At 35.9% G+C, this 13,593-nt stretch carries 15 protein-coding genes; 8 read left to right on the forward strand and 7 right to left on the reverse strand.

Annotated elements, in window-relative coordinates; genetic code table 11:
* Positions 1-258: 258 nt before the first annotated feature.
* Complete coding sequence (locus tag BQ3481_RS00350) at positions 259-1,449, reverse strand: AAA family ATPase (protein WP_157926440.1); 1,191 nt, start codon at positions 1,447-1,449, stop codon at positions 259-261.
* A gap of 224 nt (positions 1,450-1,673) precedes the next feature.
* Here BQ3481_RS00350 and BQ3481_RS00355 point away from each other — a divergent pair, with 224 nt between their 5' ends.
* Entirely contained in the window at positions 1,674-3,008 is a 1,335-nt protein-coding gene (locus BQ3481_RS00355; RefSeq protein WP_157926441.1) for a hypothetical protein, read from the forward strand.
* Between the two features lie 61 nt (positions 3,009-3,069).
* On the opposite strand, the gene BQ3481_RS00360 is transcribed toward BQ3481_RS00355, so the two are convergent.
* On the reverse strand, positions 3,070-3,471 hold the full coding sequence (locus BQ3481_RS00360) for a DUF6659 family protein (protein ID WP_157926442.1): 402 nt from the start codon (positions 3,469-3,471) through the stop codon (positions 3,070-3,072).
* A gap of 164 nt (positions 3,472-3,635) precedes the next feature.
* Between BQ3481_RS00360 and BQ3481_RS00365 the strand changes: the two genes are divergently transcribed.
* Positions 3,636-4,025 carry a putative quinol monooxygenase gene (locus BQ3481_RS00365; RefSeq protein WP_157926443.1) on the forward strand — a complete coding sequence of 130 codons (390 nt, stop codon included), beginning with the start codon at positions 3,636-3,638 and terminating at the stop codon, positions 4,023-4,025.
* 98 nt (positions 4,026-4,123) lie between these two features.
* Here the strand turns inward: BQ3481_RS00365 and tmk (BQ3481_RS00370) are convergent, their stop codons facing one another.
* A complete protein-coding gene (tmk, locus tag BQ3481_RS00370) occupies positions 4,124-4,855 on the reverse strand; it encodes a dTMP kinase (RefSeq protein WP_231911809.1) in 732 nt (243 codons plus the stop codon).
* Between the two features lie 5 nt (positions 4,856-4,860).
* On the reverse strand, positions 4,861-5,538 hold the full coding sequence (gene tmk / locus BQ3481_RS00375) for a dTMP kinase (protein ID WP_157926444.1): 678 nt from the start codon (positions 5,536-5,538) through the stop codon (positions 4,861-4,863).
* 232 nt (positions 5,539-5,770) lie between these two features.
* Here tmk (BQ3481_RS00375) and sixA point away from each other — a divergent pair, with 232 nt between their 5' ends.
* Both sixA and BQ3481_RS00385 read left to right on the forward strand, forming a co-directional pair.
* Positions 5,771-6,262: a phosphohistidine phosphatase SixA gene (gene sixA / locus BQ3481_RS00380; protein WP_157926445.1), complete on the forward strand. Its 492-nt coding sequence runs from the start codon at positions 5,771-5,773 to the stop codon at positions 6,260-6,262.
* 108 nt (positions 6,263-6,370) lie between these two features.
* Positions 6,371-7,870: a Ppx/GppA phosphatase family protein gene (locus BQ3481_RS00385; RefSeq protein ID WP_157926446.1), complete on the forward strand. Its 1,500-nt coding sequence runs from the start codon at positions 6,371-6,373 to the stop codon at positions 7,868-7,870.
* Here the strand turns inward: BQ3481_RS00385 and BQ3481_RS00390 are convergent.
* From BQ3481_RS00390 to BQ3481_RS00400, 3 genes are all read right to left on the reverse strand, one after another.
* On the reverse strand, positions 7,859-8,671 hold the full coding sequence (locus BQ3481_RS00390) for a CHAD domain-containing protein (protein WP_157926447.1): 813 nt from the start codon (positions 8,669-8,671) through the stop codon (positions 7,859-7,861). The genes BQ3481_RS00385 and BQ3481_RS00390 overlap by 12 nt on opposite strands.
* 114 nt (positions 8,672-8,785) lie before the next feature.
* Positions 8,786-8,941 (reverse strand): hypothetical protein, encoded by a 156-nt coding sequence (locus tag BQ3481_RS00395; protein ID WP_394336727.1) that lies wholly within the window; start codon positions 8,939-8,941, stop codon positions 8,786-8,788.
* A gap of 125 nt (positions 8,942-9,066) precedes the next feature.
* Entirely contained in the window at positions 9,067-10,119 is a 1,053-nt protein-coding gene (locus BQ3481_RS00400) for a phosphate signaling complex PhoU family protein (RefSeq protein WP_157926448.1), read from the reverse strand.
* A 153-nt stretch (positions 10,120-10,272) separates the two neighbouring features.
* On the opposite strand from BQ3481_RS00400, the gene pstC reads away from it, so the two are divergent.
* From pstC to BQ3481_RS00420, 4 genes are read left to right on the forward strand one after another with little or no spacing between them, the layout of a single operon-like run.
* Positions 10,273-11,226 carry a phosphate ABC transporter permease subunit PstC gene (gene pstC, locus BQ3481_RS00405; protein ID WP_231911810.1) on the forward strand — a complete coding sequence of 318 codons (954 nt, stop codon included), beginning with the start codon at positions 10,273-10,275 and terminating at the stop codon, positions 11,224-11,226.
* Positions 11,223-12,143: a phosphate ABC transporter permease PstA gene (gene pstA / locus BQ3481_RS00410; protein WP_157926450.1), complete on the forward strand. Its 921-nt coding sequence runs from the start codon at positions 11,223-11,225 to the stop codon at positions 12,141-12,143. Before pstC ends, pstA begins: the two co-directional genes overlap by 4 nt.
* Positions 12,140-12,949 (forward strand): phosphate ABC transporter ATP-binding protein PstB, encoded by an 810-nt coding sequence (pstB, locus tag BQ3481_RS00415; protein ID WP_231911811.1) that lies wholly within the window; start codon positions 12,140-12,142, stop codon positions 12,947-12,949. The genes pstA and pstB overlap by 4 nt, the downstream gene beginning before the upstream one ends.
* A 2-nt stretch (positions 12,950-12,951) precedes the next feature.
* On the forward strand, positions 12,952-13,578 hold the full coding sequence (locus tag BQ3481_RS00420; protein ID WP_157926451.1) for a phosphate signaling complex PhoU family protein: 627 nt from the start codon (positions 12,952-12,954) through the stop codon (positions 13,576-13,578).
* The last annotated feature ends 15 nt before the right edge of the window (positions 13,579-13,593 follow it).

Below are 13,593 nucleotides of genomic sequence, written 5' to 3' on the forward strand. Positions count from 1 at the left end.
TTTAGACCATGCCAAATCATGAATTTTTCCATGGGATAAATACAAAAACCGAGACTAGAAAAATGAAAAACTAGCATTACATGTGCAAATTTTGAACGACGCATATAATGCTGACATATAGTCTTCCTTTTTCAAGCATGTGTGATATTTGTATAGCATGATCAAATGTGTAGCATTTTTGTAAATAATTTCTATGGACATCTCTTGGTTGATGGAAATGGAATAATTTCAGTATGAAAAAATCATCAAAAATATAGACTATGACGCACTAAAGTCTCTAGTCCAGTTTGAATACTCTTGGATCATACCTGGACTTACACTAGGTCTTCTTTTTTTGATTATTTTTTTAAAATCGTCCATGGTAACATCACGTAGTTGTACATGTGTAAGATCTGTGTTTCCTCTGGATTCAGCTAAACTGAAAAATTCATCTATTACAGATAGCTGAACTGATTGACAAATATCTCTTATGTCGCTTGCACTGTAACCGTCTATTAATTGTGCAAGTTGTGATGCTTCTACCGAAGAATCTTTTTTTAGTTTTGATAAATACAATGAAAATAAATTTTGTCTAGTTTCTAGTGCTGGGAGTGGTATGTAAATTCTTTTTGAAAATCTCCTGAGAAATGCCCAATCTAATTTCCAAGGTTTGTTAGTAGCTGCAATTACGTATGTTTGAAGATTTTTCCCTTTGTCATTTACTCCATCCATTTCTGTGAGAAACTGATTTTTTACTCTGATCTCTCCACCGTTTTCATTCTGTGAATTACCAAGGAGTGAATCTACTTCATCTATCAACATGATTACTGGTACGTTTTCTTTCTTAGATAAATCTCGTGCCATATGGAATAACTGGGACACGTTTTTTTCAGCATCCCCTAACCACTTACTCATCATTGATGCTGCATCCACATTTATGAAATAGCCATCAATTTCACTTGCAGTAGCTGCCGCAAGCATTGTTTTTCCACACCCCGGTGGTCCATACAGAAGAATTCCTCGAGGCCATCCTAGAGTAAAAAGTTCTGGTTTTTTAGCAGGATATACAATGGATTCGCGCAGTGCTACTTTTACATCTTCTAATCCTATCACTTCTTTCCAGTTCACATTTGGTTTTTCCTTTATGATCATATTTTCAAGATTGTTATTAGATACAGTTTGATTGGAACTGACATGATCTGAAGAATTGCCGTGATTGTTGCCATTTTGAGAAGAACCATCTGATGGAAAGTGTAATTCGCTTATTCTCTTTTTATATTGCTCGCAATGTTGCTCGTAAACTGGATTCAGTGTATTATCTGGAAATAATTGGATTAATTTTACTAGTGCATCAATAGCTCTTTGGTAACTAGCGGCTGCTGCACTCTTGTCTCCTTGACCGTCTTGTCTTATTGCATCTGCTGCATATTTTCCTGCTGCTCCTTCTAATGCTTGGGCTGCCGCACTCATGAGAACATCACTATATATTCTAAAATTTACAAGGTATGGTATACTGTAAAATCGTATGATTCTATTAGTTAAATTAATTAAAGCACTTTTCATGTAATCGTTATTTTTGTATTACATTATTAGCACATGTCATGTTCATACTAAAACTAGAGTAGAAAAGGTTACAGTATGCTCTGTCATACATATTATAATACTATGTTATACTGTAGTGAAAGGATATAGATTTGGAGCCGCTTGAATTTTGTAATGCTTGTTTTCAGAGGGGAAAACCCAATCTTTGTGAAACCTACAAAAATACGTTCACTAAAATCAATTCATTACAATTTTCCCAAAAAACTAGGTTAGACAGGATTCTTACTAGATTAGAAATAAGGCCGCGTTCAGTTGATAAACGATGGACGCTGATCATTCCATCAGAAAAACGCAAAGAATTTCTTGATTCCTTGTGGGGGATAAATGTCACAGTACATACGTTAGAGGACCATGTCAAGGTCATAACACAACTCTATAAACCAGAGGTGAGAAAATTAGGTGTTAGAGAACAAATCGAGCTTCCAACACCTGAATCATGGGAAGAATTTGATCCAAAATCAAGAGACTGGATTCCTCTCAAAGTTGTTATAAAAAAAGAAAAATTCTATGCTCAGGTAAATCTGGGAAATGTACTCAAGTGTTCAAGTTTTGAAGGAACAACATATTTTCGTACTTACCTAAATGCTGATACTCCAACGCTTACCCATATGGAAAAACGTGCGGTATACAACATCGTTTCTACTATATCTGAACCCATTACCGCTATCTGGAAGCATGATGATAGTGGCCAGCGCGGATTTATTGGATATGATCAATTGTTAAACATACCTGATGAAATTTTTAATGTTCTGCGAAGGCTGGCAACTGTAGATAAGAGGGTTCCAGATACTATGATATTTGAAAATAATGATTTTGAATTGATAAAAACGGTACTAGGTTGTATCAAAATTGAACTGATCGTGTCTTCTGAAACAATAACTACTATATCTGATAAAAAATCTGATGTTCCATTACTTATTGAAGGGATACAAAAAGATCGTCTCCAAGTTATGTTGAATATTATTAAAGAAATGGGCGGTAAAATCGAGATTGAAAAAGACAGCCTCACTGTATTAGGTACACGTGGATTGATTAAGATAACATTTGTAGATGATGACAAGAGCTCACAAGATGGCAATATGATGAAAATCTCTGTATCTGCTCTTGAAGATCCACCAAGATTTGCAGAGATATTAGTGATGGTGAAAAAAAGACTTGGTCTTCTTGACCTACCGCTTGAGAATGTACTTAGTCAACACTGGCCAATAATTTCAGATAACGATCTACAGTATATAATACAGACTGCAATCTCATGGTGGTCAAGTAACCCTGTATTGGCTACAAAAATAATTGGTGATGCCGAAAAATTTGCCAAAGTAAAAGAATGGAATGCAAAAATCAAAGAAGGCAAGATCCGTTCTACCCTTGACACCATAACACTTGGGAAGATAGTGAAACAAAAGGAATCAAATAAATTCACAAAATAATCTGTAGCATACTTCATAAGCAAAATATGAAAATTTAGTATCTATACGCTTGCCATATGTGTTAACATACCAGATCTGCTTTTTTGATATTATTCATTTTTTCCATAATGCTGTTTTTGAGTTGAATTGGATTCAAACCGGGTCTTGAAACTACCAAAATAACATAGTTGAAAAATTCAAATAAAAGTGTGGTAGATCTCTCCCTTTCAAGAATTGAGCTTTTCACTTTCCCAAATTCATCGTCATGATCCCGGTTCATTGATATCTGAAGAACACATTGCATGAAGAACATCTCTTTTTTTTGCATAGTTAATATCTTGTCTATTCCATTTTCTCTTGCCTTGGTTTCTATGACTCTACCTTTGTGGTTTAAAACTGCAACAAATTCTACGTCATTATCTAAATTGGCAATGTCGTTACATAAAATGTCAAATTCAAAATAGTTATCATGTATTATTGACATTACAACATGATGAAATTACTGACTCAAAAGGATGTGCCGTATAGAATGTTATTGTGTATGATGTCTATATAGAAAATAAGAAACTATGATGTGTTCATTTTTCCAATTATTTGCAAGTTTGATCCTTTGAGAACTGTAAAAGACAATCAAGTTTTTATGTCATAATGCCATCTATTTTTCGAGCAAGTGCAATAATGGAATCGATCACAATATTGGTACAGTATAAGATAAAAAAGAAAAAACTTACCAAAGCAACTAATGCAATATTAGAGTATGTGGAACAAGTAAAAAAGAATGAGCCTGGAACAACTGAATACACGGTGTTTCAGGATGAAAGTGACCGTACTATGTTTATACATGTCATGTCTTTTGTCGACAAGGCTGCCAAAAAGACACATGAAAAAAGTGAATATCTAAAAAAGTTGAAAAAAATACTGGTCCCAATATCCAAGGGAAAAGCTGTGTATACCAGTATGGTAGCAGTACAATCTCCTATATCTGAGGAAAATGCTGAAGAAATTAGAAAAGACATGTCTTCACATGAACCCGTCTGATTTTATCTCTGATTCATTTCTTGCTGTATTGGCATTGTAATGATTTCTAGTTTTTACATGTGACAAAATTTTTATCGGCGTCTTGGATTTTATTCAAATTATTGGTTACCTACACGCTGAAGAAAAACATCGATTCTTTTCTGAAGATCATTGTGTATCTCTAACACTGTTCTGTTTCCATTGATTGGTATTAGACCATATTTTTTTTGCATTGCGTGAAACTCTTGTGAAATTCTTTTCTGGTAAATCAAAAATGACTCGTACATGTCTTCTGACAGACCAATGTCAGCCCCTGACTCGTAATGGTCTAGTGTAGAATTCTTCTGGAACACCCTGTGTATCAATACGGATGGCTCCACATCTAAATAAAACACAATGTCTGGCTTTATGGCAAACCCATACAAATTATGGCACCATGTTCTGTCCAGCCCTCTTACCAAGTTTCTTGCTATGAGGGTGTAAATGTACCTGTCCGCAAGTACAATGTATCCTGCCTGTAACGCGGGTATAATCTTGTATTCAAATTGGTCTGCAAAATCTGCAGCATAGTACAACGCTAGAGTTTTTCTTCCTAGGTTGTAGTCTCTTTTTGCCTCTAATATTCCTCTGCCTACAAGCTCTGATCTTTTAAGGCCAGTATTGAGTACGGCGTGCCCGTCTGCCTCTAACCTCGTCGTAATCTCTTGGATTTGCGTACTGCGTCCTGATGCATCTGGACCTTCTATTACAATGAGTCTTCCCTTGATTTCTATCTCTTGTAGATTCTTTATTCCATGACCATAAAATTCAACAGTTCTCTTTCCAAGATCTTTGTATTTTGTTCGTGACACTTTTCTTATCTCCTAGTTCTTGTCTTGTTTGCCTGATGACCTTCTAAAAGAGGCATTATTTTTTTTCTCACAATGTTCTGCTGTTCTTCGATATTCATTGTTCCATCTATTACTGTGAATTCTTCGTTTTCTGCAAGCGAATCATACTGTTCAATTATCCTCCCCTGGAAAATTCTATAGCTCTCATATTGATCATTACTCAGGTTCATATCCATTCCAGCTTCGTAATACTTTAGCTTAGGTCTGCCTATCAGAATTCTGTCAACTGCAATATCGACTGGAACCTTAAAATAAAATGCAACATCAGGCTTTATTGCAAAATCATACACTTTCTTGACCCATTCAGGATTACAACCTCTGACAATATCTCTTGCAAAAGCTGTATACACATATCTGTCTGCTAATACAAAATGACCAGCTCTTAGTAACGGTGAAATGTTTCTCTCATATCTGTCTGCAAAATCTGTGGCATGTAACAAGCTAAAAGTAGTTGGAGTAAGTAATCCTTTCTTCTTTCCTTTCGAAGTAATCTCCTTTACCATCTCTGAAGAATTCCATTCTGACTTGAAAACACTGACACCTTTGTATGCTAACCATTTTTCTAAAAGATGAATCTGTGTGGATTTTCCTGAACCATCTATGCCTTCAACTATGATTAGCTTTCCTCTGGATTCCGTCCTCATTCTTGATTCACTATGATATGAGGCAATTTTAGGTTTTACAGAAGTTACTACGCTTTTTCACCTACCATTTGTTTTGTAGATAGGTGTAATGACTGTGATCTATATAGTAATTGTAACTCTATGAAACATATGACACCATGATTTGTATTTTCAAGATCTGGTCACTTCTAACCTGTTGATGGAATGCCAATTCCTTCAACTCATAAATATGTGAAAAATTGATGACTGGTAAATGGATCTACTGATACTACGACACGGTGAGGCGGGAAGACATTCTTTGTCTCCGGGGGATTATAAAAGACAACTTACTTCAGAAGGAAGACAAGAAATTGTAGATTTGTCACATGGTCTACGTTCTTTGAAGGTAAAATTGGATTATGTTTTTACTAGTCCTCTTTCACGTGCCAAACAAACAGCCGAGATCGTGGCAAAATCTCTAAAATACGCCTGCAAAATTGAAGAACTTGATTCTTTAAAGCCAGAAGGTAACAGACTAGAGTTTTACTCGGTCTTGTCAAAATTAAAGCGTGATTCTGTGGTGCTCATAGTAGGTCATGAACCATACCTTAGTGAAATGATAAGTGAAGCAATATCTCAGTCTGATTGCAGAATACGTCTAAAGAAAGCTGGCCTGGCAAGGATAAGAGTGATCTCAACACTCCCAAAAATCAAAGGCGAATTGAGATGGCTGCTTGTCCCGAAACATCTAAACAAAATTACATGAGATCTTTACGTTTTCTATATTTTTCATTTAGTAAAAAAATGTAAATCAGAAGTAGATTAATAGTGACATGTTAGTATCAATGCAGGTAATGTTTAACTGAAAATATCTGTGATTGATCTCGGCTTTAACTCTGCCAAACTCGTAATCTATAATGTTAAAGATGATGATTCGTTTGATGTTTATCAACAAGAAGGAGTCAAAGTGAGGTTGGGGGAAGGACTTGACAAAAAAGACCTGCTAGAAAAAAAACCCATGTTAAGGGCAATTGATACACTAAAAATTTTCAGAGAGATAATCCAACTGAATCCGATAAAATCTGTCTTGCCCATTGCTACTAGTGCAGTAAGAGAAGCAGGTAATCGTAATGACTTTGTCAGTTCTGTTTTCAAAGAAACTGGATTTAATTTCAAAGTTTTATCTGAACGAGAAGAAGCCTTGTATTCTTATGTCGGAGCAATAAAATCACTTCATATTCCTGATACATTATTCTTTGACATTGGAGGGGGTAGTCTGGAGATTGTCCACGCAGAACGATTCAAGATAAAAAAAGTGATCTCATTGCCATTGGGATCTTTGAGATTGACAAACCAATTTGATGGAAAAAAAGGCAGACTTACTAGCAAGAATCTTAAAAACCTTCATAGACATGTCTGGGATCTTCTACCCAGCAAAAAAGATCTTGGTCTTGGCAAAGATACTAAACTTGTGGGAGTTGGGGGTGCACTGCGTGCATTGGCCAGGTATGAACAAAGACTGTCTGGATATCCTCTGGATAAAATTCATAATTATAAAATTAGTCACAAATCACTTGATTCAACAGTTGACAAACTGTCAAAGATGAAATCTGATGACATTTCCAAGATTTCAGTCATAGGTTCAAGCAGGGCAGAAACGATTGTGGCAGGATCTTGTGTGATTAATACACTAATGGAAAAATATGGCTTTTCAAATCTGCATATAAGCAATCACGGACTCAGAGAGGGGGCACTTTCAATATTTCTAGAGGATCCAAAGATGTATGATGATGGAAATATTACTGCCGAACAAATTCGAAAGATAATAGGTCTTGGTACACAACAAAAAACAAGTCCAGAAAAACAGGATCTTCTTAACAATTTGTATTCTATGCAACTAATTTCTAAAAGGGAAAGAAACATACTTGATTACGCTGAAAAAAATATATCTGAAAAATCATCGTATAGTAATCCCCAGAGTGTTTTCTATTCAATTATGGATGAAGATCTATCACTTGATCATACCGATCATCTAGTTTTGGGGCTTTCTCTTGTTCATGCACGACATTCAAAGACATCCGATTGGCTATTTTCAAGATACAAAACAATCTTGTCTGAACAGGATAAGGTATCAATGAAAAAAATATCTGTACTACTTATCCTACGAAAGATTCTTGATAGGACCAAATCGAAGGCTGAATTAAAATTACACGGTTCCAGAATAGTGGAGTTTGTTGTAACTCCATCAAGGTCTACTCAAACTTTTCTACTCAAAGACGCATTGAGAAAATTTGAGGCCATGTTTGATGTCAAGGTGATTCTATCAACCCGCCCATATCCCGGAAGCTCGCATAGTGTCATATTAGAACTTTAAACCAAAATTATCTGCTTTTGGGTATTTTCTAAAAAAAGTAACAAATGTGTTATACTTCTTGTTTCGTTCCATCGTCTCTGCTGATATGATGTCTGAATATCTTGAATTTTGTTCAATACTTTTGAGATAGTTGATTATAATATCGCTATCATGAATCTCTCCAAGCATGTCCTGGATATTTTTTAAATTTTTGAGCACATCGAAAGTTGTTTTTTTGTCTGACGAAAACTCAAGGGAATATCGCAATTTTTTAAAGTCTTTTCTGAGCATGTGGAGCTCATCAATTTTTTCCTCATCTCTTAGTGCAATTATTGTATTTTTCTGTATGTTCAATACTATGCAGTCTAAAACCTTGAGATATTTTTTTTCCAATTTTGATTCTTTCAAAGCCGATTTGGGAATTTCAAGGCTGGGCAAGCGTGATATCTTGAGTGCTAGTCTGTTGGCATTTTCAATGTGTTCAATCCTAGAATTTTTTAACGACTGGACTAGACTCAGCGTCCTGTCTGGGTATTTTGATGTCATGTTTGCACAAATTATGTCAAAATCTCTTATCTTTGCATTCATTTTGAAAAATTTCCTGTCTTGCTTTATGTTATTTTTAATCTTACTCTGTTCTCTTGTACTCTTTGGAAGAATTTTGTATGCCGTTTCTAGGCGTCTAACTGATACTCTGATGTCATGTATGTTCTCATCATTAGGGTCTTCTATGTATTGGATAAGTTTTTGATTAAAGTTGTCTGAAGTCCTTTTAAATTTTTTAAGAAATATATTCTTACTAATCTTTATGGGTTTCTTCATTTTATTATTCATGATATGTGTCATTTCTTTTAAGTTCTAGCAATTATTTTGATGCAACAGGATGTTAAAAATTACATGACTTGATGTTGTTACATTGTATGAAATTTAATCTTACTATGATATTGCCTTTATGAAAAACATTATAACAAATGACACTGCTGCGCTGGCAGGTATGGTAATTATCCATGCCCACACAATTCTCTTTCCTACACCCCATCTCACTGCTGACATTCTTCTTACTGCTCCTACTTCCATTGTGATCCAAAGCATTTTTCATTGAATCATTTTTAGAAATTAGTGAATCTAGACGGAATAATTACGCCCATTCCTCATCTATATAGGACATGAAATCTGTATAGATGAAAAATACTTGCGATCTGTCTGTATAATGTGCTTTAGAGTGAATTATTTTCTGAAATTACATCCTGCACTGTTTCATTAATGACTGCTTCCGCAATATCACTTGAATATTCTGCAGTTCTGCGAATGTCTTCGAGAACAAACTTGATAACACTAGAATATTTCTTTGATTCCTCTAGACTATCTGTGAATTCTCTTTCTTTCTCAGATATTCTGCGTGCATTTGATGCAACATTGTCTGCAAGAGTATAATCCCTTTTATTTAGAGCTAAAATGGAATCTTCAAAGACCTTGAGTGATTCTTCGCTTAGGCGTGTTATTTTTTGTATCAATGCTGGTTCCAAAGTTGATTTTAGGAATTTTATTCTGCTAGCAATTGATACTGCATGATCTGCGATTCTCTCAATCGACTTGACTACTATTCTATAACTAATACAATCTGATGGTTTTTTAAGTCCTATGTCCCGGAGGATCTTTTCATGTTCAACCGCAAGTGTCAAGTTCCGTAGTATGTATAAACTGAATCTATCTACTTCATCATCTAGATGAGTGATCTCTTCACCTAATTCCACATCCATTTCTTTTAATGCATCAATTGCCTGTCTATGCATCGTTGATGTGAGTAAAAACATTCTCTTGAGTGCATCACTTATTGAAAGTTCTGGAAGGCTGGTTAAAATCTGGATTGTAATGGATTCTGAGGTAGACTCTACTATCTCTGTTCCGATCATATTTTTTCTTACAAGGTCTCTTATTGCTTGCTTGTGTTCTATCTGAATTCTGCCTCCCTTTGCACGTATCTCGATAATCTGATAACCTGCCAAATACATTGCAATAGCTTTTCTCTGAATTGATTCGACAGAATCTTTCTGGCTTATGACCGTCTTTGATTTTGAGATCTTTGGAGATGAATAGTTTTGTGTTGGTAATATTGAGAGCGATTTATTCACATTTTTAATTATTGAAACTGGATCTCCTGTTTTTAGTTTGAGCTCATCAACCCATTTTTTTGGAAGAGATAAAACATATGTAGATCCACCCACGAGTTGTAGTTTTCTGACCTCTTTTTCATTTAGTGTTTCTGACAATGCACATATTGTACTTCTTATAGTTAAAGCACTTGTCTCCCAATTCAATATATCTCTATATAGTTCTATAGTGGACTATGAAATCTAAGAAATTATGGTCGATCCTCTCATATCTTGTCTTACAATCCTGTATGTTATATGATGACTATTAAAATGAAAAAAGGATCATCTATCACTGATAAAATTTTCAAATATGTCGCTGTTGGTGCTGCTACTTATGTTCTGGTAATTATAGTCTTGATTGTAATTAATCTCTCTACAGGTTCTACCCAAGTTTGGCAGAAGGAAGGCATCTCATTTCTTACAGGTTCTGATTGGAATTCAGTTGACGGTAGAGAATCTTATGGTGCTGCGCCATACATACTGGGTACTCTTGTTAATGCTGGAATTGCTATGGCAATCTCAATACCTCTAAGCTTTGGAATTGCCATGTTTCTTTCTGAACTTGCACCTAAATTACTTCGAACTCCTCTTGCTATGATAATAGAACTTCTTGCAGCTATACCAAGCGTCGTGTATGGATTGTGGGGACTCCTTGTTTTTAGATCTTATATTCAAAATTGGATAGAAATACCACTTCACAATTTATTTGGTGATCAAAGCATAATATTTGCCGGAACTCCATTTGGGTTGGATATTCTTACTGCAAGTATAGTTCTAGCCATCATGATTGTTCCTACAATTGCTTCTATCTCAAAAGAGATCATGTTGGCAGTACCAAACAGTCAACGTGAGGCTGCATACATGCTTGGAGCAACAAAATGGGAAGTTTTCAGAATTGCGGTTTTACCATATTCAAAATCTGGATTGATTGGAGCTATAATCTTGGGTCTTGGAAGAGCTGTAGGGGAAACGATGGCAGTTACAATGTTGATAGGAAACGCAACAGGTGCGGCAGCCTTCCCGTCATCTCTATTTGGGCCTGGACAGACATTGTCAAGTATAATGGCAAATGAATTTGCAGAAGCTTCTCAAGGAGGCCTTCATTTGGCAGCTCTTATTGGTATTGGACTAATTCTATTTCTTTTGGCTTTTGCTATAAATATAATTGCACATCTTCTTGTTGCAAAGGTGATCAAATCACACGAAGGAGCAGTACTAGCATGATAACTGTAGAGCAAAGATCTGAATTTAGAAAACATTTTCACTATAACGTTGGCAGAAGGCTTGTCCTAGACAAAGTCATAAAGTGTATTGTGTTTCTATGTGTGGTAATTGCAGTTGTCCCACTTGTAGCTATATTGGTTAATGTCTTTAGTAATGGGGCTGCTGCTTTATCGTGGAATTTTCTCACTGAAATACCTGGAGCGGTTGGAAGTAACGATCTAGGTGGAATAGGTCCCGCTATCCAAGGAACATTAGTACTTATCGGACTATCTAGTCTCATAGGAGTTCCAATTGGTGTTATGGGTGGAATATTTCTCTCGGAATATGGCAACAACAGATATGGAAGGACTATAAGATTTTTCAATGACGTTCTTGCAGAATTCCCAACGATTGTAATTGGAGTGTTTACATTTATCTTGATTGTTTTAACCGTTGGAAACTTTTCTGTCTGGGCAGGATCTTTTGCACTCTCAATTGTTATGCTGCCTATTGTAATGAGAACAACTGAAGAATCACTCAAGTTGGTGCCTGTCACATATAGGGAAGCAGGCTATGCCCTTGGAATTAGAAGATGGAGAATAATTTTCACAATAGTACTCAGTGGCGCAAAAAGCGGTCTTGTGACTGGGATTTTGTTATCAGTTGCAAGAATTGCTGGAGAAACAGCACCTCTTGTATTTACAATTCTTGGAAGTAGTCAGTTCATACAAGGTTTGGATGGGCCAATTGATGCACTCCCACTTAGGATCTGGAGACTTTCATCTCTTCCATATGATAGCTCAGTAACTCAAGGGTGGGGAGCAGCATTTGTTTTGATAATTCTAGTTCTTTCCATAAATATCGGAGTAAGATACTTGTTCTTACGAAGAAAAGGACAAACCATATTAAAGTTCAAAAGGCTAGGAAGTATGTCATGATGGAAACAATGACAAAAGCTCCATTGAAAGATATCTCTACCGAGGATGTAAAATACAAACTCGTAGCAGAAAATATCTCTGCAAGCTATGATGGCATTGTTGCAGTCAAAAATGTTTCAATGAAGTTTCGTGACAAGGCTGTTACTGCACTCATAGGGCCTTCTGGATGTGGCAAGACCACGTTTCTTCGATGTCTAAACAGAATGCACGAGCTTACAAAGAATGCGACATTGACAGGAAGAGTTTTGCTTGATGGGGAAGATCTCTATTCTAATAAAGTGGATCCAATAATCAATAGACGAAAAATAGGAATGGTGTTTCAAAAACCAAATCCATTTCCTACAATGTCTATTTATGATAATGTGGCATGTGGTCTCAAACTCAACGGAGTAAAAGATAAAAAAATAATCGATGAGGTGGTAGAGGGATGTCTTAAGATGGCTTCACTGTGGAATGAAGTAAAAGGGGATTTGAAAAAGCCTGGCATGAGTCTTTCAGGAGGCCAACAACAACGTCTGTGTATTGCAAGAGCACTAGCTATACAGCCAGAGGTTCTCCTGATGGATGAACCAGCTTCTGCACTTGATCCAATTGCAACCCAAAAAATCGAAGAAATGATACAAGAGTTGAAAAAGGAATACACTATAATTATTGTAACACATAACATGCAACAGGCAACTAGGGTATCGGATTATACTGGATTTATGTATCTTGGAGACTTGGTAGAATTCGGCGAAACAAAACAAATTTTCGAAAATCCTAGAAATGAAATAACTGCAAAGTATGTTCAAGGTCAGTTTGGCTAGTCATGACACGCCTCATAGATCCTCATCTGGCAAATTTGTCAGAAATGATGAAGCAAATGTGTGATCTGTCAATTCGATGTACAAATCTTGCAATTGATGCGTATTTGGGTGGACAAAATGCAAGAAAAGAAGTACATGATTTCTCAAACCAAATGATGGATCTATATGATAAAGTCGGTGAACTTACATTTGAGATAATTCTACGATATCAGCCAGTGGCAAGTGATTTTAGACTCGTACGTTCTTCACTTGAAATTTCGTATGGATTTACCAGACTTGGAAGATATGCATATGATATAACATTGGTTAGAGATACTTTTGGTGATCTTTCTGATTGTAAAAATGAAGCGGTTTATACTCTTTCAGGTGAGATAAAACAGATGGTTAGACTTGCAGTCGAGTGTTTTGCAACTCTTGATTTGGAAAAAGCCAAGGAATTGCGAACTGATGAAGACCTTGTAGACAAATATTATAACAAACATTTGCCAATGTTGATAACATTAAACAATGTAAAATGTGCTCTTGCAGATGCACTAGTTCTCAGATATATGGAACGAATGGCCGATCATGCTGCATTTGTAGGAGATTCTGTAGGCTATATTGTTACAGGCGCAAGAACATACCGTTAATTCTGTTTAAAATTT

The sequence above is a fragment of the Candidatus Nitrosotalea okcheonensis genome, from assembly GCF_900177045.1.
Lineage (GTDB): Archaea > Thermoproteota > Nitrososphaeria > Nitrososphaerales > Nitrosopumilaceae > Nitrosotalea > Nitrosotalea okcheonensis.

Coding starts and splice junctions, on each gene's coding strand:
- sixA (WP_157926445.1), top strand. CDS start 5,771: ATGGATCTACTGATACTACGACACGGTGAGGCGGGAAGACATTCTTTG.
- BQ3481_RS00350 (WP_157926440.1), bottom strand. CDS start 1,449: ATGAGTGCGGCAGCCCAAGCATTAGAAGGAGCAGCAGGAAAATATGCA.
- BQ3481_RS00420 (WP_157926451.1), top strand. CDS start 12,952: ATGACACGCCTCATAGATCCTCATCTGGCAAATTTGTCAGAAATGATG.
- BQ3481_RS00395 (WP_394336727.1), bottom strand. CDS start 8,941: ATGCTTTGGATCACAATGGAAGTAGGAGCAGTAAGAAGAATGTCAGCA.
- BQ3481_RS00365 (WP_157926443.1), top strand. CDS start 3,636: ATGCCATCTATTTTTCGAGCAAGTGCAATAATGGAATCGATCACAATA.
- BQ3481_RS00390 (WP_157926447.1), bottom strand. CDS start 8,671: ATGAAGAAACCCATAAAGATTAGTAAGAATATATTTCTTAAAAAATTT.
- pstA (WP_157926450.1), top strand. CDS start 11,223: ATGATAACTGTAGAGCAAAGATCTGAATTTAGAAAACATTTTCACTAT.
- pstB (WP_231911811.1), top strand. CDS start 12,140: ATGATGGAAACAATGACAAAAGCTCCATTGAAAGATATCTCTACCGAG.
- BQ3481_RS00360 (WP_157926442.1), bottom strand. CDS start 3,471: ATGTCAATAATACATGATAACTATTTTGAATTTGACATTTTATGTAAC.
- pstC (WP_231911810.1), top strand. CDS start 10,273: ATGAAAAAAGGATCATCTATCACTGATAAAATTTTCAAATATGTCGCT.
- tmk (WP_157926444.1), bottom strand. CDS start 5,538: ATGAGGACGGAATCCAGAGGAAAGCTAATCATAGTTGAAGGCATAGAT.